Below are 23,424 nucleotides of genomic sequence, written 5' to 3' on the forward strand. Positions count from 1 at the left end.
GCCCGTCTCCCGGCGCTAGGCGGCGGTTCCCGCCAGGTGCTTGCGGTGGAGGTAGAGGTTGATGAGGGCGAAGTTGGCGCATAGCCGGTGATGGTTCTTGGCGATGCCTCTGTAGCGTACCTTGTCGAAGCCGAAGACGCGCTTCAGGATACGGAAGACGTGTTCTACTTTCGCTCTTACTTTTGATTTCGTCGTATTCTTCTTCTTTGCCGCTTCATCGACATAGTTCTTGAACCTGGTTCGCTTGCAGGTCATGTCCTGGGCCTTGGGCGCGGCCTGCCGGATGGCCTTGGTCTGGCCTTGATAGCCGCCGTCGCCCCACACCTTGCGCTCCTCCCCATGTAGCAGATCCGGCAGCATGTGTACGTCGGAGACGTTGGCCGCCGACGTTGCCACTGAGTGCACGTGACCTTCTTTTGCATCAACGCCGATGTGCGCCTTCAGTCCGAAGTACCACTGCTTGCCCTTACGAGTCTGACGCATCGCCGGATCACGCTCTTTCTTCTCGTTCTTGGTCGAAGAAGGCGCATGAATAATGGTCGCATCCACGATCGTGCCGGTCTCGATGCGGATGCCCCTGGCCGCCAGATGCAGGTTCACCGCGTCGAGCATGGCACCGCCAAGGTCATGCTTTTCGAGCAGGTGGCGGAAGCGCAGCACTGTCGTTTCATCCGGTGCCGGAGCCACGCCCAGGTCAACACCAGCGAACCGCCGCAGCGTGAAGGACTCATAAAACGCCTCTTCGACGCCGGGGTCGGACAAGTTGAACCACTGTTGCATAAAGTACGTCCGAAGCATGATCGCAAGCCCGACAGGACGACGGCCGTTGCCGGCCTTCGGGTAGTGCGGTTCGACCAGAGCCTGTAACTCGGGCCACGGAACAACCACTTCCATCTCATCCAAAAACAGCTCCCGCCGAGACTTCCGCCCATACTTCTCAAAGATCGACTGGGACGCAAACGTCTGCTGCTTCATCGCCATCCACCCCTAACCATCAGATTAATCCATCAGGCCGCGGACGCAGAACTTGTGCAGAGTTTCCCTAGGCTTCTTTTTCTGGTTTGAACGTGAACAAGTCTTGCTGCAACGCATCTTCGGGACACGGGCAAGAGCAATAGAAGTTCGTATTGACGAGCGACGACAAAAAAACCACCCCAAAAGCTATTTCTCGTCTCCTAACATAGCAAGAACATTATTGAGCATGAAATCTCCATCTGCCCTGATCTCATATAAGTTTAAGTCGCGTTTCTTAGAAAAGCGCCGACTCCGGTTCAACAAACAGTTCCGAATAGCCGAGAGCGCCGACGGGTTGTTTTATTTGGGACTTATATATGCGGCTTGGCTTCCCTTCATTATCCCGATAGTTCCAGGGCAACCTACAGCGCAGCATATCGTCATAGAGCCGGCGTCACCAAATCTACAAAAGCATGTCTGTGGTGAGCATTGCGACACAAGGCAACTTTTCAAGTAATCCCACGCTGCTTAGACACCAAGGAATTCAGTGAAATCGGACAAAACAAATCGGCATGCTATAAAAACTCTTCGACTGATCCTTGAAGAACTTAGAGGTATCAGCGACCTCCTGCCTGCAGCATATCAATTAGTGGGAAAGATCGATGAAGATGGAGAAATCGATTTGCCAGAATCGAGCATCGAGTCAGAAGACGTTGAAATTGCAGTCTCCGCCTTGGTATCAACTGTAGCGGAAACATGCGATATCAATGACGAACCATCCTCGATATCTGAATTATTTACTTTAATTCTTTCATCTGGAGATGACTTGGTCAGTTTGGCAGTCAACTTTGAGGACTGCATAAATGGGTATTCTGGGGAACTCTTTGGGGAAAATCTGAAGCTTGCACAATCTTATCTCGACAGCATCATCACTGTTATCGAAGAAAGGCTAGCTAAATGATCGCTGCACAGAGTCTCGCTGCGGTTATGCAAAATCGCCTACAGACTTCTTCTGAAGAAGTCAGACGGCTTCTTCAGAATTGTGAAGAGATAATCGTTTTTGGTTCGTACGCTGCTGGGCTTTCCACTTCGGCGTCGGATCTTGACATATTTTGCATTGGCAACGAACGTAAACACCTTAAAAGTAAGGCCATCGATCTTTTGGTTTTGAGAAAAGAGGATGTTCGGCTGCCCTTGTGGCTAGGCAGCGAACTAGCTTCCCATATAAAAGAGTTTGGAGTCCCTCTCACCGGAGAACATGATTGGTTGAAAGATGTAACCCAATCTTTGGTTGCAATCACCAAGAAAGAAAATAGAATAAATGCTTATTCAAGATCTTTGAATAAGCATTGGATGGCTCTTAATGGATCTTCTAAGAAGAAATACAGCCTCAAGGTAAGGCGAGAATTGCAACGGTTATCGATATTGGTCGCGAAGCACCCTGTCCCACCAACGAAAATCCTAGATCAACTGTGGTCTTCTCCAAATACAAGAGTTAGTGAAGAATTAAGAGTTTTCTCAATCGCAAAAAGATTGGCATTAAGTGACACATCTTTCCTAGAACCGGAACTCTATGATTCCATTAAATAGAAAGCTATGTTTGCTTAGACACTCTTTTATGTTCCACTTTTGTCTATGCCGTAGCATTTAGGCTAAAGCAATGGGCGCGCGCTTGATCGATCCACGTCTCTCAATGCGTTGGAAATTGGTCGGGACGACTAGATTCGAACTAGCGACCTCACCCACCCCAAGGGTGCGCTCTACCAGGCTGAGCCACGTCCCGACTTGTTGCATAACGCCTCTGCCTACAGCCAGACGCGTGGGGTGTCACCAGTTTACAACAGAAAACGCCCCATCCCGGCGTTCGTTGATCGTTTAGGGAGTGTTTAGTGGGTGGGAGGGACGAATTCCTTGGGGAGCTCGCCGCCTTCGCCCTCGTTGAAGAAGAAGCCGTTCATCTGCTCGACGAGGAAGGACTGGGCTTCCGCGGTCCAGGGCTGGAGGCGGTACTCGTTGAGGAGCATCTTCTGGCGCTCGACCCACTCGCCCCATGCCTTTTTGCTGACGTTTTTGTAGATCTTCTGACCGAAGTCTGAGTCGAAGGGTGGCTCGTCCAGGCCTTCCAGCTCTGCTTTGTATTTGCTGCAAAAAACCATGTGGGGCATTGTTGGGGAATCTCCTTTGAGTATTGTAAATGGCGGTGGGACAGCGAATCACAGAGGGCACGGAGGGAAAGAGGGAGAACAGGCAACGGCGACGGCAGACGCAGGTTCCCTTCGGGAATGACAACAAGAAAAGCCAAGGGTTAGTGGCGCTTGCCTTTGCCCTTGGCCTTTTTGTCGCGGAGGCGGGTTTTGGATTTGGTTTTGGTGCGGCTGGGTTTGCCGGTGCGGGTTGGAGATGAAAACGTCTCCCTGCGGGCGGGTGTGGCTTTGGGTTTGCGGAGGCTTCGGGGGGACTCGCCCTGGGGGGTGCGGGAAGGGACCAGGGCGAACTGGAGGCGGCGGTTGGGGCGGTCGATGCGGTCAAGGAGGACGTGGACGCGCTGGCCGAGCTTGAAGACGCGGCCGGAGTGGGAGGCGACGATGACGCGGTCGGTGTCGCGGAAGAAGAAACGGTCGGGGTCGCCGAAGGGGAGGGATTCCGAGAGGCTCTGGATGGGGACCATGCCTTCGATGAAGAGGTCGTCGAGCTCAACGTAGAAGCCGTACTTGGTGCAGGAGAGGACGGTGGCGTGGAACTCCTCGCCGACGCGGTCCTGCATGAACTTTATTTTTTTCCACTCCATGAGCTCGCGCTCTGCGTCGTCGGCTCGGCGTTCTGATTGGGAGGATTCGAGGGAGATGGCGGCGAGTTCTTCCGGGGGGAGGGTGGTGGAAACCCACGTCTCAGAAGCGAGACGTGGGGCACCCGGTTTTGTGCTGCTCCGCTTTGAGGACCAGGGTTGGGGGTCGGTGGAGAAGATGGGTTGGCCGTTGGGGTTGGCGTTGGCGTGGAGGGCGGCGCGGATGAGGCGGTGGACGATGAGGTCAGGGTAGCGGCGGATGGGGCTGGTGAAGTGGGTGTAGCTGGGGCTGGCGAGGGCGAAGTGGCCTTCGTTCTTTTCGCTGTAGCGGGCCTGCTTGAGGGAGCGGAGCATCAGGTACGACAGGATGCGCTCTTCCGGGGTGCCGGCGATCTTTGCGGTCAGCTTCTGGTACATCAGTGGGGTGACTGGGATGGATTCCGGGATCTCGTGGGATTGGGCCTGGCGGGTGCGGCCTCCGTGGCGTTCGGATGCGGCACGGTTGGAGCGGCGGTCGGACTTCATTGTGAGTTTTTTGACGGGTAAGGACGAGAAGCCGAGGGTCTGGCCGTAGGTTGCGGCAACCTCTTCGAAGTCGAGGATGCGCTTGGCGTCGGGGAGCTCGTGGATGCGGTAGATGCTGGGGCCGAGGGCTTCGAGCCAATGCGCGACGCACTCGTTGGCGGTGAGCATGAACTCTTCGATGAGGCGATTCGCCCAACCGCGTTCCGACCGGGTGATGGCGGCCATGTTGCCCTGGGGGTCGAAGCGGATGACGGGCTCGGGGAGGTCGAAGTCGATGGAGCCGCGGCGGTGGCGCTTGCGGTTGAGCTTCAGGGCGAGGTCGTACATCTGCTCGAAGGCGGGGGCGAGGTCGAGGAATTGGAGGCGGGTTTCCAGGTCGCGGGTGTGTTTTTCGGATTCGGCGGGGGAGAGGTCTGTGGAGAGGTACGCGGAAACCCACGTCCCAGAGTCGGGACGTGGGGCACCCGGCGGGGGTGTGGTGGAGGAGGTGTCGAGGATGGATTGGACCTGGGTGTAGGTCATGCGGCGGGCGCTGCGGATGATGCCTTCGCAGAGCTGGTAATCGACGACCTCGCCGTGGTTATCGATCTCGGCGATGCAGGAGAGGACGAGGCGGTCCTCGTCGGGGCGGAGGGAGCACATGTTCGACGAGAGGGACGGGGGGAGCATGGGGACGGAGCGGTCGGGGAAGTAGACGCTGGTGCCTCTTAGCCGGGCCTCCAAATCCAAATCTGTTCCGGGGCGGACGTAGTGGCTGACGTCGGCGATGTGGACCTGGAGCTGCCAGTTGCCGTTGGGGAGGGGCTGGACGAGGATGGCATCGTCGAAGTCGCGGGCGGTTTCGCCGTCGATGGTGACGATGGGCAGGCCGCGGAAGTCGTGGCGGAGGGAGAGGTCTTCCGGGGTGAGGGTGTCTACGGTTTGGTCAGCGCTGGCGGCAGCCTCTGCGAGGACGTTGGCGGGGAAGGCGTAGGGCAGATGGTGCTTGCGGATGACGATCTCGACGTCTACGCCGAAGGCATCGGGGTGGCCGAGGATCTCCAGGATGCGGCCCTGGGCGGGGCGGGATTCAGTGGGGAAGGAGGTGACTTCGACGTCTACGGCCAGGCCTTCGAGGAAGTGGGGGAGCGAGGGGTCGAAGCTGAGTTCGCGCCTGGCCTCTTCGCCCAGGACTCGGTGCTGGGACTCTGCGGGCGTGGCGGGGAGGGTGGGTTGGCCGTCTGGGGCGGACTCGATGAGGATGGGCTGGGTCATGCGCTCGTCGAGCGGGACGATGTAGTGGAAGTTGGCGGTGTTGTAGGAGTCTGGGGTGGTGCCTCGGCTGCCGCGGCCGCGCGCATAGTGGAAGATGCCGACGACGGTGGTGTTGCGGCGGGTGAGGATGCGGGCGATACGGCCGGAGCGGCGACCATCGACGGCCGGGGGGGCTTCGTCGACGAGGACTTCGTCGCCTTGCATGGCTCCGTTGAGCTCGTGCGGCGGGATGAAGAGGTCGTCCTCGCGCTTGGAGGAGCCGTTGGGGCGGACGAAGCCGAAGCCGTCGCGGTGGAGGTCCAGCTTGCCGGCTACGAGGTTTTCCCGGGTGATGCGGCCGTGTGGACGAGTACCCCTATCCCACGTCCCAGAATCGGGACGTGGGGCACCCGGACGTTCTGTTTTGTCTGGCGTGGCGCGGGGGAGGGCCCACTGGCCGTCGTCGATCTTGACGAGGTCTCCGCGAAGGGTGATGCGGGCGAGCTGCTCCAGCAGCAGCCGGCGCTCGCGTCCGCCGCCGAGGCCGAGCTCGCGGATGAGCTGCTTGTAGCCGGCGCGGTGGGAGGGGCTGCGCTCGATGAAGCGGATAAGATCGCGGTCGGATTGGGGGTACGGGGAGTTCGGCATCGTCAGGGTCGATTGTAGGCTGATGGCTCTGGGCTGGGTTGGCGGTTTTTAGATGAGCCGCGGATCGAAAGGCCGGTTGTAAATCTTGGTAATCCGAAGCTCCGGCGCTTGTGGGTGTAGCGGGTTGACGATCAGGTTCCAGGTTTCAGGCAGGAGGGCGCTGGGAACTTCGAGCAGTAGAGTGCGTCGAGAGGCCAGCCATGCGTCGCCCTGCCGCTGGGTCGCGGTGGGATCTGCACGCCAGTTGGCTGGGAGCCCTGACTCTTCGAGACGTTCAAGCGAGAGGCCTTTAGGGGATTCGATGCGGAGGAGTTGAAAGTTGGCCGGACGATCTTCCGCGTCGATCTCCAGGTGGACAAGCGTTTCAAGCAGCGCGGTGGACGGGTGCCATGTGCAGTAGACGACCGGACGTCCGCGCGTGTGCCACCGGCCGGAGACATAGAGGCCGCCGGCACCATCGAGCGTGGCGTAGTTGCTGATGCGCCAGAAAAGCATGGCTAGGCGGCGAAGCCAAAATCGAGTTGGAGCAGCATCTCTTCGATCAGGCGTGCGCCGGCCTCGGTACGCAGGAGCTCCAGGGGTGTTCTTCCTTCAAAGCGGGTTTTGGGCTTACGAAGCCAGCGTGCGGCCTTTGCATCTTCTCCGAAGACCTCCTCAGCCAGGGAAGCGATGCGTGCCAGACGGACGGCCCGGTCCGATTCCTCATGCGTGAGGGCCTCATGGCGGGTGCGGCGATGCACGAGGGTTCGGCGTGGGAGGATGTAGTCGTAAATCTCCTCCGTGGTGATGCCATGGCTGGAGAGTGCGTCGACCGAGGTCAGGGGCAGGCGGGCCTCGACGAAGCGGGCAATATCCCGATCTGAGTCCAGCGGACTGACGCCCAGCTTGGACTCCAGGCGGCGATAGAAGACGGCGGGCTGGCGCTGCGGAATGGCTTGGACGGTCATCATGGACCTCTGCGAGCAACCTGCCATTACTTTACGGGCAATCTGCTCTAGCTGCAACGAAAATGAAATGGCTAGGCCGGTGGGCGGGCTCCGCGGAGTTTTCTGTTCAGGGGTTCGAAGAAGAAGTGTGAAACCAGCCAGCCTAACGGGACGGTCAGGAGCAGGATGCCGAGGTACCAGAGGGTGATGGGGCCCTTTTTGTAGTGGAGGTAAAGACTGACGCCCCCGATGACGAGGAACTCGTGCGTGAGGTAAACCTCATAGCTGTGGCGGCCGAACCAACGGATGGGTGCGGTGAAGAGGCTGCCGCCGGTGCCCAGCAGGACGCTGCACAGCATAACCAGGCAGGTGCCGAGCATGAGGACGTCGTTATCCAGCGCACTGCGGCCGAGAAAACGCATGGCGGGGTGGAGCCAATGCCAGCGCGGCGCAAGAGCGATGAAAAGGATGAGGAGTGCGCCGAAGGTCTGGATCGCCAGAAGCGTTTTGTCTCCCACCTTGCGGCGGCCCAGCAGGTGGTTTGTGAGCAGAGCAGTCAGGCAGCCGAGGGCTATCGCGTCTGTGCCGCCGAGATAGGTCTTCTCCTGCCAGATGGGGTTGTAGGCGCTCCAGATTGCGCGGGCGAACGGGCCGATCACGACGAAACAGGTCAGCATCGCGATAAAGACGCACATGCCGTGCTTCCAGCGGAGCAGCAGCAGGCAGGCCAGCGGAAAGAAGAGATAGAACATCTCCTCCACGGAGAGCGACCAGAGGACGTCCCAGCAGGCGGGCAGATAGCCGTGGACGGCCTCGTACCAGTTGAGGTGGAAGGTCAGCGCGGAGAAGACTGCTCCGAGGAGTGAGGCCTTCTTGTGATTGATCTCAAACCCAGGGACGTGCAGGACGGCGAAGACGCTGAGAATGGCAAGGAGCAGCATCAGCAAGGGCGCAATGCGGGCGAAGCGGATGCGGTAAAAGATGGCGGCTTTCATCTGCGCGAGCGAGCCGAAGCGCTTCAGCGACGTGAACGTGATGAGGAAGCCGGAGATGCAGAAGAAGACGGTGACGCCATAGTCGCCGTTATGGAAGAGCAGGTGGGCGAGCCAGGGTGGGACGGGCGGCTGGACCTTGATGTCATTGAGCCAGAAGCGCAGCCAGGTGTGGAGTAGGACGACGGCGAGGATGGAAAGACCGCGAAGCAGGTCGATCGTGTCAAAGCGAGGTGTGGCGGCTCGGGTGGTTTCAGCGCGGGTGGTTTCAGCCATGCCCCGATGCTACCGGGGCGATGGAGGCAGAGGAATAACGGAGCGGGTTACTTTGCGCTCTGTTTCAGGATCTCGTCGGCCTGCTTCAGGGTCTCGGCCGGGCTGATGCGGAAGTCGGTCTTGATCTCGTCTTCCTGGTCTCCGATGTTCTTGAAGAAGAGCGCGTGGCCGCTGAGGTGGACGCGCGATTCGGTCACCTGCCAGTGGCGCGGTGCGACCTCACGCCGCTCCACCTGGAAGCTGCCGCCCTTGTGCAGGCGGCCAAAGAGGCCATAGCCGAACTTGACGTCGTCCACCAGCGCGCCCTTGATGGTGCGGATGCGCTTCTGCGGCAGCGAGATCACGATCTGCCCGGCGAGTGCGGAGAGCACACGCTGCTCAAGTGTGGAAGGGTTGTAGTTGGGGTCGGGCTTGAAGTTGAGGTAGACCAGTTCGCCCTGCTCATGATCCAGCGTCCAGATAAATGCGACCGGCAGGAGCTTGAGGAAGTCTTCGGCCTGCTGGTCATCGTGGACGGAGTCTTTTTTTCGCTTGCGTTGGAGGTCCACGTTGGCCAGCAGAGCGTTGATGTTGGCGTCGTCCGCGCGGCGTTCATCCGGGTTCAGGGGGTGGCCGTTGTTTTCCAGGCGGCGCTGCAGCAGGCCTTCGGGGGTCTCGACGACGAGGTTCAGGGTGTCGTGATCGGGCGTGGTGTCGTGATCGCGGTAGATGAAGGCGGTGTGGTCGGTGCGGTTGGCGTTGAGCTCAGACTGGACGGCGGCGGAGACAAGACCCTTGGGGTCTTTGAGATCCTGCGCCTGCGCGCCGGCGGTGAGGAGGCTCAGGAGCAGGGGCAGAAGGGCTGCGGTGCGGCGCAGTGTGCGGATTGCGTCTGGCATCAAGTTCCTCTGGGTCCCCTTGGCTGCAAGGGAGTCAACTACGACTGGTTTAGACGCAATTCTATCGGGTCCGGGTGTCAGGACCGAGAGCGGGGGTGGTTAGCAGTTTGAGACCTCAGGGCAGCGCGCGCGGCGTGGAAGCCGGCCATGCCGTGGACGCCGCCGCCGGGAGGCGTGGAGGCGCCGCAGAGGAAGAGGTTCGGCAGCGGCGTGCCGTAGAGACTCGGGGTGGGGCGGAAGAGAAGTTGTGACGGGGTCATGGCGCCGCCGGAGAGATCGCCGCCGATCAGGTTGGGGTTCCAGCGCTCGAGCGCCGCAGGTGGTGAGACGGTGCGGGCTAGGACGACATCCTGGAACTCCGGGGCGAAGCGGGTGATCTGGGCTTCAAGCGCGGCCAGATGGTCGGCTGTACTGCCGTTAGGGACGTGGCAATACGCCCAGGCGGTGTGCTTGCCCTCCGGTGCGCGGGTGGGATCGAAGAGGGATGGCTGGACCAAGAGAACAAAGGGCTTGTCAGCATTGAAACCGCGTTCGGAGGCGGCGATCTCTTCCAGCGTGCCGCCCAGATGGACGGTGGCGGAGCGGAGACATTCCTTCGCGGTCCAAGGGATGGGCGCGCTGAGGGCGTAGTCGACCTTGAACGCGCCTGCGCCGTACCGGAAGGACTCGAGTTGGGTCCGGTAGGCGTGGGGCAGCGTCGGGCCGGCGATCTGGAGGAGCTGGCGGGGGGTGATGTCGGCCAGGGTCAGGGTGTCGGGAAGCTGGGTGAGGGTGTTGATCTCGTGGTTGAGTTCCACGCGGCCGCTGAGCGATTGCAGGTGCGCGATCAGCGCGTCGGTCAGGGTCTGGGCTCCTCCGGCCAGGATGGGCCAGCCCACGGCGTGACCCGCTGCCATCAGGACCAGCGCCACGGCGGCGGTGCCGGGCATCTCGAGTGGCTGGACGGAGTGCGCGGCCATGCCGGCGAAGAGTGCTCGGGCGCGGGGACCCTTGAAGCGGGAACGGGCCAGCGAGGCGGCGGGCAGGGGGGCGCTGAGTCCGAAACGTGCGAGGAGAAGCGGGTGCTTCGGGATGTGCTGGATGGGGCCGAGGAGGTCTACAATCAGGCGCGGAAAGGCGTCGGCGATGGGCTCGATCAGCGAGCGATACTTGCGGGCGTCGGCGGCGTCCAGGTTCTCGATGGTGTCGGCGAGTGAACGCTCGAGCAGGACGGCGGTGCCGTCGTCCAGCGGGTGGGCGCAGGCGGCGGGTGGTTGGACCCACGGAATGGGGACCTCAAAGGGCAGCGAGTTGAAGAAGGGGCTGGCGATGCCGAGTGGATAAGCCGAGGAGCCGAGATCGTGGCGGAAGCCGGGCAGGGTGATCTCGCCGGTGGAGCAGCCGCCGCCGGCCTGCGCGTTGCGCTCGTAGACCGTGGTTTCAAGCCCCGCCTGTGCCAGAGTGATGGCGGCAGAGAGGCCGTTGGGTCCGGAGCCGATGATGGAGGCGGTGGGCATACTGGGCTGGAGAGATTGTAGAAGGTTGAGAGTTGTCGTGGAGCGAAGAGGCGCTGGGGCCGTCAGCCGCATCTCATGGGCATGCGTCTGCTCCCCCGCAAACCCAGCCTTGCTTTCGGTGCCCTCGCCACCGGTGCTCTGGCCATCGGTGCCACGGCTATCGGTGCGTTGGCCATCGGCACGCTCGCCATCCGCCGTCTGCGCCTGATGGAAGCGCGCATCGACCATCTGCACATCGACCACCTCACCGTGGACACGCTGGAGGTCCGGAACTCGGATTAGCTCGAAATCTTGTCAAGCCCCCAACTCATCAAAAATTCGCTTATCTCCTTCAATCGAAAAGAGATAAAAGTTGAAAATAGTTGGCATATTCACTCCACGCAAAAGCCTACAATGGAAGTAGGGATTAAAAGCAAAGCATCGCCGGGGTATACTTCTAACTCGTTTTGAATGAATACTTTGCGTATAAGTCGTTTGCTTCAAATACTTTGCGAACGTCCACGATCTAAACATAATCGAATCAAGACTTTAGATAAAAACATACGGGAGTGGGGAGACCCATCTCGCAGGAACCTGAATGTCTCAGCCTGACGCCATCCTCCTTCTCGCCCATGGAACCCCGGACGTGCTCTCCGAGATGGCCGAGTATCTGTCCAAGGTCACCAATGGCCGCCCGCTTCCGGCCGCCGTCGTAGAAGAGCTGCAACACCGTTACGCGGAGATCGGCCTGCAGGAGACGCCGCTACCGGACGGGCCGCCGCTCACCCGGCTGACCCTCCAGCAGAGCCGCATGCTCGCGGACGAGCTTGAAATTCCGGTCTACGTCGGCATGCGCAACTGGCACCCGTACATCGCGGACGTCGTGACGCAGATGCGTGCCGATGGCGTCCGCCACTTCAAGGCCATCTGCCTGGCGCCGCAGAACAGCCGCACTTCGGTCGGGCTCTACCGCTCCGTTACCGCGAAGGCCGCGGCGGAAGAACCGGCAATGCAGATGGACTTCGTCGCCGGTTGGGCCGAGCATCCGCTCCTCGCAGCAGCCTTCGCTGAGCGCCTCTGGCCCGCATGGGCCGAAGCCTGCGCCACCACAGGCAGACGTGTCCCCGTCCTCTTCACCGCCCACTCCGTTCCCTGCCGCACCATCATGATGGGCACGGTCCAGAGCGCCACCAGCCCCAGCGCGGAGCCGGGCCGCCCCGTTCCGGCTGAGGGCATCCAGAACTACGGCGCACGCACCGAGCCCGACCCCTACCCGGTCGAGGCCAAGCGCACCGCCGCCTTGGTCGCGCAGGCGTTGGCCCCCGTCGGCATGACGGACCGGGACTGGTACTTCGCCTTCCAGAGCCAGGGTGTGGCCGGGGGGCCGTGGATCGGCCCGACCGTCGAAGACACCTTCAAGGCGCTGGTGGCGGAGGGTCATACGGCAGTCGTCATGCAGCCCATCGGCTTTCTCTGCGATCACGTCGAGATCTTGTACGACATCGACATCGCGTTCGCGGAGACGGGCCGGGAACTGGGGCTGAAGGTCTCCCGCGCCGAAAGTCTCAACGCCTCAGAGCCACTGATCCGCGCCTTGAAGACGATCGCCGAAGGCACGTACAAGGCTGACGTGGAAGAGCTCGCGGGCGCATGAAGCGGATCGCCATCATCGGCGGCGGTATCGCTGGGCTGACCTGCGCGTGGCAGCTCCACCAGCTCGGCCAGCCGTTTACGCTGTACGAGGCCACCCCTCGCCTGGGCGGAACCGTCCGCACCCTCCACCGCGACGGGTTCACGATCGAGCAGGGGCCGGATGGGTGGGTCACGGAAAAACCGTGGGCCGCGGAGCTCGCGCGCGATCTTGGCCTGGGAGATGAGCTCACGCCATCGAACGACGCCGGCCGGGTCACCTGGATCGTCCGCGATAACAAACTGATGGCGATGCCCGACGGCATGCGCATGATGGTCCCCACGGACCTGCTTGCACTGGAAGGCTCACCGCTCTTCAGCGATGAAGCTCGCGCAGCCTACGCCGCCGAGCCAGCCCGCGCAGAAGAGCTACGCGCTGCCGCACCGGACCAGGACGAGTCCATCGCAGCCTTCGTGCTGCGCCACTACGGCCACGAGGTCCTGAATGCGGTGGCCGCGCCGCTGCTGGCCGGGGTCTTCGGCGGAGACGTCTGGAAGCTGAGCGTACGGGCTGTGATGCCGCGCTTCGTTGAGATGGAGCGGCAGCACGGCTCGCTGATCACGGCTCTGCAATCGCTTGTCCGGCGCGATAGTCCGAGTATCTTTACGACTCTGGCCTCGGGTCTCGGGACGTTGATTGACCGCATGGCGGCGGCTTTGCCTGCCGGCTCGGTCCGGATGAGTGCGCCGATCAACTCGATCCCGGACAGCGATCACATCATCCTGGCCACGCCGGCACACGTGATTCGAACGCTGCTGCGCGGGCTGGCTCCGGAGCGCGCGGTCGAGTTGCTGCCTGCGGAGGCGTCGTCCGCGGTGCTGGTGGCGCTGGCCTTTGACGAGGAGTTTGCGCTGCCCGCAGGCTTCGGCTTTCTGGTGCCGCACTCCGAGCCCTCGCAGTTGCTGGCCGCGACGTTCGTGGACCAGAAGTTTCCCGGGCGAGTGCCTCCGGGCAAGCGCCTTCTCCGCGCCTTCTTCGGCGGTGCAAATGGTCTGGCGCTGACGTCGCTCGATGATGGAGCGCTTGCTGCGCTGGCTCATGCGGAGCTGGTCAGGATTCTCGGGCCGCTGCCTGTGCCGGCTTTCTCAACCGTGCAGCGTTGGCCGTTGAGCCTGCCGCAGTATGAGGTCGGCCACCTGGACCGGATGACTGAGTTGGCGGGGCTGCTGCCGTCGAACGTCCACTTGCTCGGGAATGCATATCGAGGCGTCGGCTTGCCGGACCTGATCCGCGATGCCCGCGCACTGGCGCGTCAGCTTACGAGCTGAAGGTATAGGTGGCGGCGAGCTCCCATGGGCCGCCGAGGTATCGCCAAAGCTGCAAGCCGGTCGCCTGCACGTCGAACTCGCGGAATTCAAGTTCGAGCTTTAATTTGAGCTCGCGTGCTTCTTCACCGGAGGCCTTGTTCTGCACGACGACGTGCGGCCAGAACTTCTGCTTGTCTTGCGCGGTCAGGTGTTCCGCAAAGCCGGTGGAAAGCTGGCGATGAATCGCCTGTAATTCATCAGAGTGAAGGCTGTACGCGACGCCTCGGCCAAGCGAACGAAGACCGGTGACTCGCATGGTGAAGCTCTCTTGGACAGCCGCGCTCGCCACGTAGGCCTGGACCGCTTCAGTCTGCGGGAGCTTGTGGAACAGCGTGAGATGAGCCGCGATCTGGTTGAGCTTCGGTGGGTAGTGCGCCTTGCGGAGACGGTCGAAGAGATCCTGTGACGCTGGATCGAGCGCAAGCGTGAGGATGTAGGAAGCGTTGGAGTGCGCGGCTACTTGCGCTTCCAACGCACTCCATCCTTGGTGTCCTCAAGCAGGATGCCTTTGGCGAGCAGCTCATTGCGTACGGCGTCTGCGCGCGCGAAGTTGCGAGTCTTCTTCGCATGGGTGCGCTCTGCGACCAGCGCGTCGATGTCCGCATCGCTGAATGACAGGGTTGCGACCAGTTCAGGCGCGGCCTCATCCATGCGGCCGTCCTTCTCTGCCCAGTCCAGCGCGGCGCGTGTGATCTCCGCGTCACGGTCGACGAGGACCGCAAAGACACCGTCGAAGCGCTCCAGCACCTTCAAAATCTCTGCGGCGTTGCCGGACTTGACGGTGCCGGCATCGGCCGCGGAGTTGCCGGCACGGACCAGGTCGAAGATGGCCGCGCGCGCTTCTGCCGTGTTGAGATCGTTGCTGAGAGCCGCGTCATAGCCTGCGAGGGCCTTGGCGGTGGCTGCTGCAAGGTCTTCGTTCAGGCCTTCCGGGAAGCTGCCCTTGCGCATGCGATCGGCGAAGGTGCGAAGGCGCTCGACAGCGTTCGTGGACTCGATCAGCCCGTCGAAGGTGAAGTTGAGTTGATGCCGGTAAGGTACGCTCATCAGAAGGAAGCGAATGGCGGAGGCGCGATGGCCCTTGAGCAGGAGGTCGCGGAGGGTGTAAAAGTTGCCCTCGGACTTCGACATCTTGCGGCCTTCCACGAGCAGGAATCGGACGTGCATCCAGTGGCGAGCGAAGGCCGTGCCGCTGGCTGATTCGGACTGTGCGATCTCGTTCTCATGGTGGGGGAAGGTGAGGTCTTCGCCGCCTGCATGGAGATCGAAGCCGTCTCCGAGAAACTTGGTTGCCATGGCGGAGCATTCGATATGCCAGCCAGGCCTGCCGGGGCCGAGGCGTGTCTCCCAGGCGTGCTCACCCGGCTTCACAGCCTTCCAGAGGGCGAAGTCGCGGGCGGCATCCTTCTCATACTCATCGACGTCGACTCGTGCGCCGTCTTCAATGCCTTCAAAGTCTTTCTTGGAGAGCTTGCCGTAGTCGGCGAAGCGAGCGATGCGGAAGTACCAGCTTCCGTCCTCGGCCTGATAGGCGATGTCTTTCTCGGCAAGCCGCTCGATGAGCGCGACCATCTCTTCGATGTTCTCGGTGGCGCGGGGCAGGACTTCGGGGCGTTCGACGCCAAGGGCGGCCATGTCCTCAAAGAACGCATCCTCATACTTGCGGGTGTAGTCCTCGATGGGCATCTTCAGGAGCGCGGCGTTGCGGATGATCTTGTCATCCACGTCCGTGATGTTCATGACGTGTTTCACTTCAATGCCGGTCTGCTTCAGATAGCGGCGGAGCACGTCGACATGGATGAAGGTGCGGAAGTTGCCGATGTGGCCGTAGTCGTAGACCGTGGGACCGCAGGCATACATTCGGAGAACAGCGCCGTCTGCCGGGGTGAGCGATTCCACTCGCCCGCCAAGTGTGTTGAAGAGTTCCAAAGCCACGTCTTTTCAGCCCGCCGCAGCCGCCGAAAGCAGGCGTGGTGCAGTCTTTTCCTTAGGATTTCCGCTGAGGTCGATTCTAGCCGATTGGCTGCGGATCAAGCGCCCAGGCGGAGTTGCGGCATCGCGCTCATGGACTCTGGCGCGACTTCGTTGGCCAACAGCCTGGGCCAAGCGGCAGCGGCGATCATCGCGGCGTTGTCCGTGGAGAGGGCGAGCGACGGGAATGCCACGGAGAGGCCGCGGGACTCCGATTCTTTGTGGAAGCGCTCGCGGAGTTCGCGATTGGCGGCGACACCGCCGGAGACGACAATGGATTTTGCGCCGAAGGCCTCCGCCGCAGCGAGGGTCTGGCGGATGAGAACGCCTACGACTGAGGCCTGGAAGGAGGCGATCAGGTCCAGGGTTTGTTGATTGCAAAGGGCTGCGGCGTCTTTGGGCGGGAGATCCGGGGTGAGGGCCAAGGCTGAGCGGCGGGCTTCGATTTCCGGCTGCATCGCGTGAGCCTGGATGTAACGGAGGACGGCGGTCTTGATGCCGCTGAAGGAGAAGTTGAAGCGTAAGTCCTTTTCTTTTGTATCGATTGGGCCGAAGCGGAAGGAGATGGCTGCAGGATTACCGAAGGGGGCGAGGGCGTCGATCCAGGGGCCGCCGGGGTAGCCCAGGCCGAGGAGTTTGGCTACTTTGTCATAGGCCTCGCCGGCGGCGTCGTCTACGGTTTTGCCTACGTTGCGGTAAGTCCATGTGTTGGAGGGGGTTAGGGTAGCCAGGTAAAGGTGGGTGTGGCCGCCGGAGACGACGAGGGCCAGGAGGGGGCCGTCGGTTCTGGGGGCGGATTGCATGAGGACGGCGTGGATGTGCCCCTCTAAGTGATTGATTGCTATGAGGGGTTTATCGAGGCCGAAGGAGAGGGATTTGGCATAGAGGATGCCTACGAGGAGGGCGCCTGGGAGGCCGGGGCCTTCGGTGACGGCGATGGCGTCTAAATCACTGAAAACAATGCCTGCTTCCGCAATGGCGGAGCGGACTACGGGGACGATGTTGCGGAGGTGCTCGCGAGAGGCTAGTTCGGGGACGACTCCGCCGTAGGCTGCGTGCAGGGCTATTTGCGAAGCTACAACATTCGAAAGGACTTGCGTGCCGTTTTTGACGACGGAGGCGGCGGTTTCGTCGCAACTGCTTTCGATTCCTAAGATGAGGCCGGAGGGCATGGAACCATTCTAGTTGCTGACCCGTTTGGGGGATTTGCGGGGGTTCGGGGCGCGGGTAGCCTTGGGGACAAGGAGTTGGGTCATGTCGCAACGAGCTGTTTCCTCACACGGATTGTTTCTTGTGCCTAAGCGGCGTTTGGAATGTGTTACTTCCGAGGTTGCGGCTAAAGGTCCGGTGCTGGTGACGTGGACGGCGCCCGCACCGAAGCAAAAGACGGCTTCGGCGTTCTATATTTTGATGACCGCGCTGGCCGCTCCGCTGGTCTGGGTCGGGCACGCGTTATTTACGGGCCATCGCGGGTAAAGTTCGCGTTGTGCTGGTTATGCGCGGTAAGTGACCACAAATCACCACAAATGCACCACAAATTGCAGGTCGAGTTTGTGGTGAGACCCCTGTCAATACGGGGGTTTCGTCGTTTAAGTGCGGAAAAACATGTGATTGCACCAAGAGTTGTGCATACCTGCCGGACGAATTGGGTTACCGGCTTGGCGGGGGTGCGCCGAACTCTTTTATAATGAGGTGGATAGCGTCTTCAAGCGAGTGCAGAATGCCCTCCAGTTGGGCGTCTTCCGCGCGTTCCAGCATGGACTTGAACTGCGGGCTGGGGCGGTAGCCGGCGGCGATGAGATCACGGCCGGTGAGGAGGAGCGTGGGGCGGATCTGCTCGGGATCGTGGGACTCGTACTGGGTTTTGGCGAAGTCGTAGAGCTCCAGGCGGGCGTGGGAGCTGAGGCAGTCGGCTCGGTGGAGAGCGAGGTGCTCCTCGAAGTGGGGGAGGCGGAGGAAGCGTTTGAGGGTGCTTTGCTTCATGTGGAGGATGTCGCCGAAGCGCATGTGGTTCTGGATGAGGGCGAGGATCTGGGCGGTGTCGTCGTTGGAGAAGCGGAGGCGCGCGAGGATGGACTCTGCGATGCGGACGCCGGTTTCTACGTGGCCGTTGAAACGGATGCGGTCGCCGGGCTTGGCGGGGTTGGGGGGCTGGAAGGTGGCGGGTTTGCCGATGTCGTGGAGGAGCATGCCCCAGGCTAGGGTAGGCGAGGCTCCGGCGAACAGGTGGTCGAGCAGGAGCAGGGTGTGGACCCAGACGTCGCCCTCCGGGTGGTACTGCGGGGGTTGCTGGACGCCGATCATGCGTTCGGCCTCCGGGAGGATGTGGTGGAGGAGGCCGGTCTGGTAGAGGAGTTCGAAGGCTCGGTGGGCGTTGCCTTCGGTGAGCATGAGGGTGAGTTCGTCGCGGATGCGCTCGTTCGAGACCTGGAAGATTTCGGCTGCGTGGCGGGTGATGGCGGCTGCGGTGTTGGGGTCTATGGCGAAGCTGAGGCGGGCGGCGAAGCGAACGGCCCGGAGCATGCGGAGCTTGTCTTCCTCAAAGCGGGTGTCCGGGGAGCCGATGGTGCGGATGATCTTCACGGCCAGGTCGTTGCGACCACCGACGAAGTCCAGGATGGCGTTGTCTGAACCTTCAGCGAACGGGTCCAGCAACATTCCGTTGATGGTGAAGTCGCGCCGGAGGACGTCTTCGCGGGGATCGGTGGAGAAGCGGACGGCGTCTGGGCGGCGGCCGTCGGAGTAGGCTCCGTCGTGGCGGAAGGTGGCGACTTCAGTGGAGGTGGGCTCGCCTTCAACGTCCATTTGGACGAGGATGACGCCGAAGTGGGCTCCGACCTGGAGGGTGCGGGGGAAGAGCGCGGTGATCTGATCCGGCGTGGCGCTGGTGGCTACGTCGAAGTCCTTGGGCGTCTTGCCGAGGAGGAGGTCGCGGACGCAGCCGCCGGCGAAGAAGGCTTGATGGCCTGCGGAGCGGAGGGTCTGGACGATCTTTCGGGCTGCGGTTTCAGTGCGAGGCATAAAGGAGTAGTTATTGCTCAGGTGTCAGTTCCCAGTTTATTGGGGTAACGGATGGTTCGGGGCCATACCCTTTCTCTTGTCTGGATTGACTGGTCGTTCAGATGCTCAGAGGAGATGGATTTGTTTCAGGTTTTCCAGTCGGAACAGTAAGGGGAGAGGGATGATGGACGGTCGGACTCGTAGGGTAGCTCTCGCTGCGGCTTTTGTTGTTTTGGGATCGAGGTACGGGCTCGGGCAGGTGGCACCCGCGGTGGGGTTCGAGGTGGTTTCTCTGCGGCAGTCCCCGCCCGGGACGATGTCCAACCTTACGCCGCCTGAGGGCTCTCGCGTGCATGAGGCGGGCATCAGCCTGACGATCCTGATCCAGCTTGCGTTTGGAGTGGAACGGGACCAGGTGCGGGGTCCTGAGTGGCTTGATTCCCAAATGTATGACCTGAATGCGACGACCCAAGGTGGCGTATCGCTGACGCGCCAGCAGATGATGCCGCTGCTGCAACAGATGTTAACTGAGCGGTTGAAGCTGACGTGGCACCACGAGACGAAGGATGTGCCGGGCTATGGACTGCTGGTGGCCAAGGGCGGAGCGAAGCTCGAAGCGAGCACGGGGGCAACCGAAGGGAGCGGAAACTACATTCTCAGCAACGAGATTCGGTTGCAGAGCGCGTCGATGCTAAGCTTTGCGGCTGCCTTGCGGATTCCTCTCCATCAGCCTGTGATCGATAAGACGGGATTGACGGGCGAGTTTCATATCAACCTGAGCTATGCGCCGGAGGGCTCGGAGGATTCCACGCTGCCCTCAATCTTTAAGGCGATCGAGGAACAGTTAGGGCTCAAACTGCAGGCGCAAAGGGTCCCGGTGGAGGTGGTTGTGGTGGACCATGTGGAGAGGCAGCCAACTGAAAACTAATGCCCGAAAGTAGCCCATAGGTTGCTGTTCTTGTTAGCGAATTCAGCAATAAAAAGGGCCGGCAAACTCCGCCGGCCCTTCTGTTGTTTTCAGACTACCGATTACCGGTGTCCACCGCCGCCGCCGCCGTGGAATCCACCACCCCCGCCACGCCCGCCACCGCCGCCAAATCCACCGCGTGCCGCGCCACCGCCGCCGAAGCCACCACGGCCTCCGCCGCCGGCAAATCCACGTGCGCCGCCGCCGTAGCCACCACGGTATCCGCCGCCATAGCCGCCGCGGCCATATCCGCCGTAGCCACCACGGTAGCCGTAGCCACCGCGATATCCGTAGCCGCCGTAGCCGTATCCGCCACGATAGCCATATCCACCACGGAACCAAGGACCAGCACCGATGAAGATGCCGTCATTGAAGTAGCTGGGGCCATAGTAGCCATAGGGCGCACAGGAGTAAGGCGCATAGCCGTAGTAGCCGTAGCTGCAGGAAGGCGCGTTGTAGTATCCGCCAATGCCGATGCCGATCCCGATCTGCGCGTGAGCCACGCCGAAGGGAATAACGAAGATGCTGAGAAGTGCGAGATAACGAAGAATTTTCATAGCCCCTCCTAACAGGGCGAATCAGCCATCTGGCCAGATTCTGGGCCGTTCGCCGATCCGCCAATCTTTTGGCTGCCCGGTACAAGTGCCTTGGTAATAAGAACTCATCTATCCCCTAAAAGTTGCGCGAACATCCGAATGCGCACCAAATTCACCGGAACCACGACGAAGTTGCGAGAAATACCCCGGTGGGGGTTACCCATCGCATTTGACCTCAGGCCCCGGCAGTCCTACGCTGGAAGATGTGCTGATCACCCCGTTCGACCTCCAGAAAGAACCGCTCGTCTTCACCCAGACCATCGCGCCCGGCACGATCGAGTATGCGGCGGACACCTCGCAGATCGGCCCGCTGCCCGTTGAGGGCAAGGCGGACCTCATCGTCGAGCACCGTGGCCCAAGTGAAGAAGTAGAAGATATCCGTGTCCGCGCCAGCTATGACGGCCGCTTTGAAGTGCTATGCGCCCGCTGCCTGGATCCCGTCGACGTGCCCCTCAAGGGCAGCTTCGACCTGCTCTTCCGCCCCGAAGAGGCCGACGCCGAATCCGGCGAGCGAGCAATTACGGAAGACGAGACGGAAATAGGGTATTATGGAAAGAACGGTCTTCTGCTAGAGGACGTCGTGCGGGAGCAGGTGCTGCTTACCCTGCCCGGACGGACGCTCTGTACGCAGGACTGCAAGGGTCTTTGCGCGAATTGTGGGCAAAACCTGAATACCAACCCCTGCAAATGCGCTGAAACCGCGGTCGATCCGCGGTGGAATGCGTTGCAAGGACTGGCCGGCAGCCTGAAGCAGTAAGTAGTAGCAGATCGAATGACACGAGTTTCGCCCGCTTCGAGCCTCGGCTCACGGGCACTTTGAAGGGATACCAGCAATGCCTAATCCGAAACGGCGCCATTCCAAACAGCGCACCGCCAAGCGCCGCAGCCACGACTTCCTTACGCCCGTCAACAGCGGCGCCTGCCCCAACTGCGGAGAGCGTAAGCTCTCTCACCGTGCCTGCCCCAAGTGCGGCGAGTACAAGGGCCGTGCCGTTCTTGCCAAGGCCGAAACCGCCAGCTAAGCGGCGCGCAGCAAACGCAACAGAACAGGAAAGCTGAGCCAGACCAGACTGATGCCGGTTGAGATCGTCGTCGACGCAATGGGTTCGGATAAGGCCCCGGAATCGGAGATTCGCGGGGCCATTCTTGCGTGCCGTACGCTGGATGTCCATGTGGCCCTCACGGGCCCTGAAGATATCCTCGCGCCCGCGCTCGAAACCGCGTTGGGCGGACGGCGCTTCGGCGCAAGATTGCCCATCCGCATCGTCCACGCCTCCGAATGGATCACCATGGACGACAAGGCGGCCTCGGCCGTCCGGTCCAAGCGTGACTCCAGCATGCGCGTCGGACTAAAGCTGGTCCGCGAAGGCAAGGCCGACGGCTTCTTCACCGCAGGCAATACCGGCGCAGCCATGGCCACGGCCAAGATGGTGCTCGGCGGCCTCAGCGGCGTAGACCGACCTGCCCTGGCCACCATTATGCCCAGCATGTATGGCCAGCCAGCGCTTCTGCTGGACGTCGGTGCCAATGTGGATTCGGACCCGGAAAACCTTGTGCAATTTGCCGTCATGGGCTCCATGTACGCGCGCAATGTGCTTAAGGTCTCGAACCCGCGCGTGGGGCTGCTGTCGATCGGCGAAGAGGACTCCAAAGGCAATTCCCTTACCCGGGATACGCTGCCCATCCTCCGCACCATCAAGGGCATCAACTTCATCGGCAACGTGGAAGGCCGCGACCTCTTCAACGGCACTGCCGACGTCATCGTCTGCGATGGTTTCGTGGGTAATGTGGCGCTCAAAACGTCTGAAGGCGTCGCCAAGCTGGTGAGCTTTACGCTGCGCGAGTCGCTGAAGTCTACCGTGACCTCACAGGTGGGGGCTCTGCTTTCGAGGACGGCCTTCAACGCCTTCAAGAAGCGGCTGGATTACTCAGAGTATGGGGGAGCGCCGATGTTAGGTGTACGCGGCGTCTGCATCGTTGGACACGGCTCGTCGAACGACAAGGCCGTCATGAACGGTATCCGGGTCGCCGCCGAGTTCGCCCAGGCCGAGGTCAACTCCGGCATCGAAGCGGCGCTCGTCAAGCTCTAAGCCAGCTTCGTATCGGTCTCTTCCACGCAGATCTCCCAAAGCCGCTTCTGCGCCTTCTGATCCAGGGCCTGTGGAGCGATCTTCGCCGGCCCCACATCGCCGCCGCGCATCTCCATGAAGCCCTGCGGCCCGTAGTAGGCGCCCGGCTCGGCTGAATCCGCCGTTGCCGCATAGAGGGTGGGAAGTGCGCCGCCCTGCTCTGAGTTCAGGAACAGGTCGAAGAGCGTTCCCATGAACTTGCGTCCCAGCTTCTCGGCGGCGGAGACCTCGCCTGCGTGGAATAGGTTCGTATTCGCCACGCCGGGGTGCGCGGCCAGGCTGACGACCCCAAGATTCTTCTCGCGCAGGCACCGCTCCAGCTCAAAGGAGAACATCAGGTCCGCGAGTTTGGACTGCTGGTACGCGCCCATCGGCGAGTAGCTCCGTTCCGACTCGAGATCGTCGAAGTTGATCTTGCCGCTCTTGTGGGCGATCGACGCCAGCGTCACCACGCGGGAGGCATCCTCAGGCCGCGAGGCACGCCCGCGCTCCAGCAACGGCATCAGCAGGCAGGTCAATGCAAAATGCCCGAGCACATTGGTGCCGAACTGAAGTTCATAGCCATCCCTGGTCTCCAGCCGCTGCTTCGGCGCCATGACGCCAGCGTTGTTGATCAGGCAGTGCAAGGGTAGATTTCGGGTGCATTCGGCGGTCGCAGCGGCCCGCACTGAGGCCAGGGAGGCCAGATCCAGCACTACAAGCTCCGCCTCGGACGCGGCTGATTCCGGCCCGGTCGCCTCCCGTTTCAGGCGCTCCAATGCGGCCTGCCCGCGTGCCTGGTCGCGGCACGCCATCACGACGATCCCACCTCGCTTCGCAAGCTCCAGCGCAGCGTAGTAGCCGATACCGCTATTGGCCCCCGTGATGAAGAACCGTTTCCCTGCCTGCGTGGGCATATCCGAAAGCTTCCAGCGTGTCGTCATAGTTCATAGGATGCTAGAGCTCGACCCGCGATTAAATCAATACTTCGTGGGACCAACAACGCGTAGCTGCGCGCATCACACGAGATCTGAACGGAGGGGCAGGAAAAGGTGAGGGCGGAGCCGCTCTGCCAGGCCTGCGGCCTGTAGCG

24 protein-coding genes and 1 tRNA gene are annotated in these 23,424 nt (G+C 61.5%); 10 read left to right on the forward strand and 15 right to left on the reverse strand.

Going from position 1 to position 23,424, the window contains the following annotated elements; translation table 11 throughout:
* Positions 1 to 15: 15 nt before the first annotated feature.
* Positions 16 to 975, reverse strand: coding sequence for an IS5 family transposase (locus ACIX9_RS17135; protein WP_041597230.1), 960 nt, complete (start codon positions 973 to 975; stop codon positions 16 to 18).
* A gap of 526 nt (positions 976 to 1,501) precedes the next feature.
* On the opposite strand from ACIX9_RS17135, the gene ACIX9_RS17140 reads away from it, so the two are divergent.
* The gene (locus ACIX9_RS17140) at positions 1,502 to 1,915 is read left to right on the forward strand and encodes a hypothetical protein (protein WP_041597187.1); all 414 of its coding nucleotides are present in this window, start codon (positions 1,502 to 1,504) and stop codon (positions 1,913 to 1,915) included.
* A complete protein-coding gene (locus ACIX9_RS24950; protein WP_013581755.1) occupies positions 1,912 to 2,544 on the forward strand; it encodes a nucleotidyltransferase domain-containing protein in 633 nt (210 codons plus the stop codon). Before ACIX9_RS17140 ends, ACIX9_RS24950 begins: the two co-directional genes overlap by 4 nt.
* A gap of 116 nt (positions 2,545 to 2,660) precedes the next feature.
* On the opposite strand, the gene ACIX9_RS17145 is transcribed toward ACIX9_RS24950, so the two are convergent.
* The 8 genes from ACIX9_RS17145 to ACIX9_RS17180 all read right to left on the reverse strand — a co-directional run bounded on the left by ACIX9_RS17145 (position 2,661) and on the right by ACIX9_RS17180 (position 10,713).
* Positions 2,661 to 2,737 (reverse strand) — tRNA-Pro (locus tag ACIX9_RS17145).
* A 103-nt stretch (positions 2,738 to 2,840) separates the two neighbouring features.
* On the reverse strand, positions 2,841 to 3,119 hold the full coding sequence (locus tag ACIX9_RS17150) for an oxidative damage protection protein (protein WP_013581756.1): 279 nt from the start codon (positions 3,117 to 3,119) through the stop codon (positions 2,841 to 2,843).
* A 140-nt stretch (positions 3,120 to 3,259) separates the two neighbouring features.
* A complete protein-coding gene (locus tag ACIX9_RS17155; protein WP_013581757.1) occupies positions 3,260 to 6,145 on the reverse strand; it encodes a ribonuclease R family protein in 2,886 nt (961 codons plus the stop codon).
* Positions 6,146 to 6,193: 48 nt separating this feature from the next.
* On the reverse strand, positions 6,194 to 6,640 hold the full coding sequence (locus ACIX9_RS17160) for an RES family NAD+ phosphorylase (RefSeq protein WP_013581758.1): 447 nt from the start codon (positions 6,638 to 6,640) through the stop codon (positions 6,194 to 6,196).
* Between the two features lie 2 nt (positions 6,641 to 6,642).
* The gene (gene parS / locus ACIX9_RS17165; RefSeq protein ID WP_041597188.1) at positions 6,643 to 7,095 is read right to left on the reverse strand and encodes a type II RES/Xre toxin-antitoxin system antitoxin; all 453 of its coding nucleotides are present in this window, start codon (positions 7,093 to 7,095) and stop codon (positions 6,643 to 6,645) included.
* Positions 7,096 to 7,163: 68 nt separating this feature from the next.
* Entirely contained in the window at positions 7,164 to 8,339 is a 1,176-nt protein-coding gene (locus ACIX9_RS17170) for an acyltransferase family protein (RefSeq protein ID WP_013581760.1), read from the reverse strand.
* Between the two features lie 47 nt (positions 8,340 to 8,386).
* Entirely contained in the window at positions 8,387 to 9,217 is an 831-nt protein-coding gene (locus ACIX9_RS17175; protein ID WP_013581761.1) for a hypothetical protein, read from the reverse strand.
* 77 nt (positions 9,218 to 9,294) lie between these two features.
* Positions 9,295 to 10,713 (reverse strand): phytoene desaturase family protein, encoded by a 1,419-nt coding sequence (locus ACIX9_RS17180; protein WP_041597189.1) that lies wholly within the window; start codon positions 10,711 to 10,713, stop codon positions 9,295 to 9,297.
* Between the two features lie 75 nt (positions 10,714 to 10,788).
* Between ACIX9_RS17180 and ACIX9_RS26520 the strand changes: the two genes are divergently transcribed.
* The 3 genes from ACIX9_RS26520 (at position 10,789) to hemG (ending at position 13,650) form a co-directional block, all read left to right on the forward strand.
* Positions 10,789 to 10,995, forward strand: coding sequence for a hypothetical protein (locus ACIX9_RS26520; protein WP_232298743.1), 207 nt, complete (start codon positions 10,789 to 10,791; stop codon positions 10,993 to 10,995).
* Between the two features lie 295 nt (positions 10,996 to 11,290).
* Positions 11,291 to 12,346, forward strand: coding sequence for a ferrochelatase (locus tag ACIX9_RS17190; RefSeq protein ID WP_013581763.1), 1,056 nt, complete (start codon positions 11,291 to 11,293; stop codon positions 12,344 to 12,346).
* Positions 12,343 to 13,650, forward strand: a complete 1,308-nt coding sequence (hemG, locus tag ACIX9_RS17195; protein WP_013581764.1) for a protoporphyrinogen oxidase — start codon at positions 12,343 to 12,345, stop codon at positions 13,648 to 13,650. The genes ACIX9_RS17190 and hemG overlap by 4 nt, the downstream gene beginning before the upstream one ends.
* Here the strand turns inward: hemG and ACIX9_RS17200 are convergent.
* From ACIX9_RS17200 to tsaD, 3 genes are all read right to left on the reverse strand, one after another.
* Positions 13,640 to 14,161, reverse strand: coding sequence for a 2'-5' RNA ligase family protein (locus ACIX9_RS17200; protein WP_013581765.1), 522 nt, complete (start codon positions 14,159 to 14,161; stop codon positions 13,640 to 13,642). The two genes, hemG and ACIX9_RS17200, sit on opposite strands and share 11 nt — an antisense overlap.
* On the reverse strand, positions 14,146 to 15,624 hold the full coding sequence (cysS, locus tag ACIX9_RS17205) for a cysteine--tRNA ligase (protein WP_013581766.1): 1,479 nt from the start codon (positions 15,622 to 15,624) through the stop codon (positions 14,146 to 14,148). The genes ACIX9_RS17200 and cysS overlap by 16 nt, the downstream gene beginning before the upstream one ends.
* A gap of 95 nt (positions 15,625 to 15,719) precedes the next feature.
* Positions 15,720 to 16,832 (reverse strand): tRNA (adenosine(37)-N6)-threonylcarbamoyltransferase complex transferase subunit TsaD, encoded by a 1,113-nt coding sequence (tsaD, locus tag ACIX9_RS17210; protein WP_013581767.1) that lies wholly within the window; start codon positions 16,830 to 16,832, stop codon positions 15,720 to 15,722.
* An 82-nt stretch (positions 16,833 to 16,914) separates the two neighbouring features.
* Between tsaD and ACIX9_RS25985 the strand changes: the two genes are divergently transcribed.
* Positions 16,915 to 17,136: a hypothetical protein gene (locus tag ACIX9_RS25985; protein ID WP_013581768.1), complete on the forward strand. Its 222-nt coding sequence runs from the start codon at positions 16,915 to 16,917 to the stop codon at positions 17,134 to 17,136.
* A 174-nt stretch (positions 17,137 to 17,310) separates the two neighbouring features.
* Here ACIX9_RS25985 and ACIX9_RS17215 read toward each other — a convergent pair whose 3' ends face one another.
* On the reverse strand, positions 17,311 to 18,681 hold the full coding sequence (locus ACIX9_RS17215) for a CCA tRNA nucleotidyltransferase (RefSeq protein ID WP_013581769.1): 1,371 nt from the start codon (positions 18,679 to 18,681) through the stop codon (positions 17,311 to 17,313).
* Positions 18,682 to 18,841: 160 nt separating this feature from the next.
* On the opposite strand from ACIX9_RS17215, the gene ACIX9_RS17220 reads away from it, so the two are divergent.
* On the forward strand, positions 18,842 to 19,588 hold the full coding sequence (locus tag ACIX9_RS17220; RefSeq protein ID WP_041597190.1) for a TIGR03435 family protein: 747 nt from the start codon (positions 18,842 to 18,844) through the stop codon (positions 19,586 to 19,588).
* A 101-nt stretch (positions 19,589 to 19,689) separates the two neighbouring features.
* Here ACIX9_RS17220 and ACIX9_RS26525 read toward each other — a convergent pair whose 3' ends face one another.
* Positions 19,690 to 20,184, reverse strand: coding sequence for a hypothetical protein (locus ACIX9_RS26525; RefSeq protein ID WP_013581771.1), 495 nt, complete (start codon positions 20,182 to 20,184; stop codon positions 19,690 to 19,692).
* A 208-nt stretch (positions 20,185 to 20,392) separates the two neighbouring features.
* Between ACIX9_RS26525 and ACIX9_RS17230 the strand changes: the two genes are divergently transcribed.
* The 3 genes from ACIX9_RS17230 (at position 20,393) to plsX (ending at position 22,313) form a co-directional block, all read left to right on the forward strand.
* Positions 20,393 to 20,980: a YceD family protein gene (locus tag ACIX9_RS17230; protein ID WP_013581772.1), complete on the forward strand. Its 588-nt coding sequence runs from the start codon at positions 20,393 to 20,395 to the stop codon at positions 20,978 to 20,980.
* Positions 20,981 to 21,056: 76 nt separating this feature from the next.
* Positions 21,057 to 21,245, forward strand: coding sequence for a 50S ribosomal protein L32 (gene rpmF / locus ACIX9_RS17235; protein ID WP_013581773.1), 189 nt, complete (start codon positions 21,057 to 21,059; stop codon positions 21,243 to 21,245).
* A gap of 51 nt (positions 21,246 to 21,296) precedes the next feature.
* Positions 21,297 to 22,313, forward strand: a complete 1,017-nt coding sequence (gene plsX / locus ACIX9_RS17240; RefSeq protein WP_013581774.1) for a phosphate acyltransferase PlsX — start codon at positions 21,297 to 21,299, stop codon at positions 22,311 to 22,313.
* Here plsX and ACIX9_RS17245 read toward each other — a convergent pair.
* Positions 22,310 to 23,275 (reverse strand): oxidoreductase, encoded by a 966-nt coding sequence (locus tag ACIX9_RS17245; RefSeq protein ID WP_013581775.1) that lies wholly within the window; start codon positions 23,273 to 23,275, stop codon positions 22,310 to 22,312. The two genes, plsX and ACIX9_RS17245, sit on opposite strands and share 4 nt — an antisense overlap.
* Between the last annotated feature and the right edge of the window lie 149 nt (positions 23,276 to 23,424).

It is taken from the genome of Granulicella tundricola MP5ACTX9 (genome assembly GCF_000178975.2).
GTDB classification, from domain to species: domain Bacteria; phylum Acidobacteriota; class Terriglobia; order Terriglobales; family Acidobacteriaceae; genus Edaphobacter; species Edaphobacter tundricola.

Excerpts from the sequence above, each read along its gene's own strand:
- ACIX9_RS26525 (WP_013581771.1), bottom strand. The coding sequence starts at position 20,184 with ATGAAAATTCTTCGTTATCTCGCACTTCTCAGCATCTTCGTTATTCCC.
- ACIX9_RS17175 (WP_013581761.1), bottom strand. The coding sequence starts at position 9,217 with ATGCCAGACGCAATCCGCACACTGCGCCGCACCGCAGCCCTTCTGCCC.
- ACIX9_RS17180 (WP_041597189.1), bottom strand. The coding sequence starts at position 10,713 with ATGCCCACCGCCTCCATCATCGGCTCCGGACCCAACGGCCTCTCTGCC.
- ACIX9_RS17160 (WP_013581758.1), bottom strand. The coding sequence starts at position 6,640 with ATGCTTTTCTGGCGCATCAGCAACTACGCCACGCTCGATGGTGCCGGC.
- ACIX9_RS24950 (WP_013581755.1), top strand. The coding sequence starts at position 1,912 with ATGATCGCTGCACAGAGTCTCGCTGCGGTTATGCAAAATCGCCTACAG.
- ACIX9_RS17155 (WP_013581757.1), bottom strand. The coding sequence starts at position 6,145 with ATGCCGAACTCCCCGTACCCCCAATCCGACCGCGATCTTATCCGCTTC.
- ACIX9_RS17215 (WP_013581769.1), bottom strand. The coding sequence starts at position 18,681 with ATGCCTCGCACTGAAACCGCAGCCCGAAAGATCGTCCAGACCCTCCGC.
- ACIX9_RS17170 (WP_013581760.1), bottom strand. The coding sequence starts at position 8,339 with ATGGCTGAAACCACCCGCGCTGAAACCACCCGAGCCGCCACACCTCGC.
- ACIX9_RS17245 (WP_013581775.1), bottom strand. The coding sequence starts at position 23,275 with ATGACGACACGCTGGAAGCTTTCGGATATGCCCACGCAGGCAGGGAAA.
- ACIX9_RS17190 (WP_013581763.1), top strand. The coding sequence starts at position 11,291 with ATGTCTCAGCCTGACGCCATCCTCCTTCTCGCCCATGGAACCCCGGAC.
- hemG (WP_013581764.1), top strand. The coding sequence starts at position 12,343 with ATGAAGCGGATCGCCATCATCGGCGGCGGTATCGCTGGGCTGACCTGC.
- parS (WP_041597188.1), bottom strand. The coding sequence starts at position 7,095 with ATGATGACCGTCCAAGCCATTCCGCAGCGCCAGCCCGCCGTCTTCTAT.
- plsX (WP_013581774.1), top strand. The coding sequence starts at position 21,297 with ATGCCGGTTGAGATCGTCGTCGACGCAATGGGTTCGGATAAGGCCCCG.
- ACIX9_RS17220 (WP_041597190.1), top strand. The coding sequence starts at position 18,842 with ATGATGGACGGTCGGACTCGTAGGGTAGCTCTCGCTGCGGCTTTTGTT.
- tsaD (WP_013581767.1), bottom strand. The coding sequence starts at position 16,832 with ATGCCCTCCGGCCTCATCTTAGGAATCGAAAGCAGTTGCGACGAAACC.
- ACIX9_RS25985 (WP_013581768.1), top strand. The coding sequence starts at position 16,915 with ATGTCGCAACGAGCTGTTTCCTCACACGGATTGTTTCTTGTGCCTAAG.
- ACIX9_RS17135 (WP_041597230.1), bottom strand. The coding sequence starts at position 975 with ATGAAGCAGCAGACGTTTGCGTCCCAGTCGATCTTTGAGAAGTATGGG.
- ACIX9_RS17150 (WP_013581756.1), bottom strand. The coding sequence starts at position 3,119 with ATGCCCCACATGGTTTTTTGCAGCAAATACAAAGCAGAGCTGGAAGGC.
- ACIX9_RS26520 (WP_232298743.1), top strand. The coding sequence starts at position 10,789 with ATGGGCATGCGTCTGCTCCCCCGCAAACCCAGCCTTGCTTTCGGTGCC.
- rpmF (WP_013581773.1), top strand. The coding sequence starts at position 21,057 with ATGCCTAATCCGAAACGGCGCCATTCCAAACAGCGCACCGCCAAGCGC.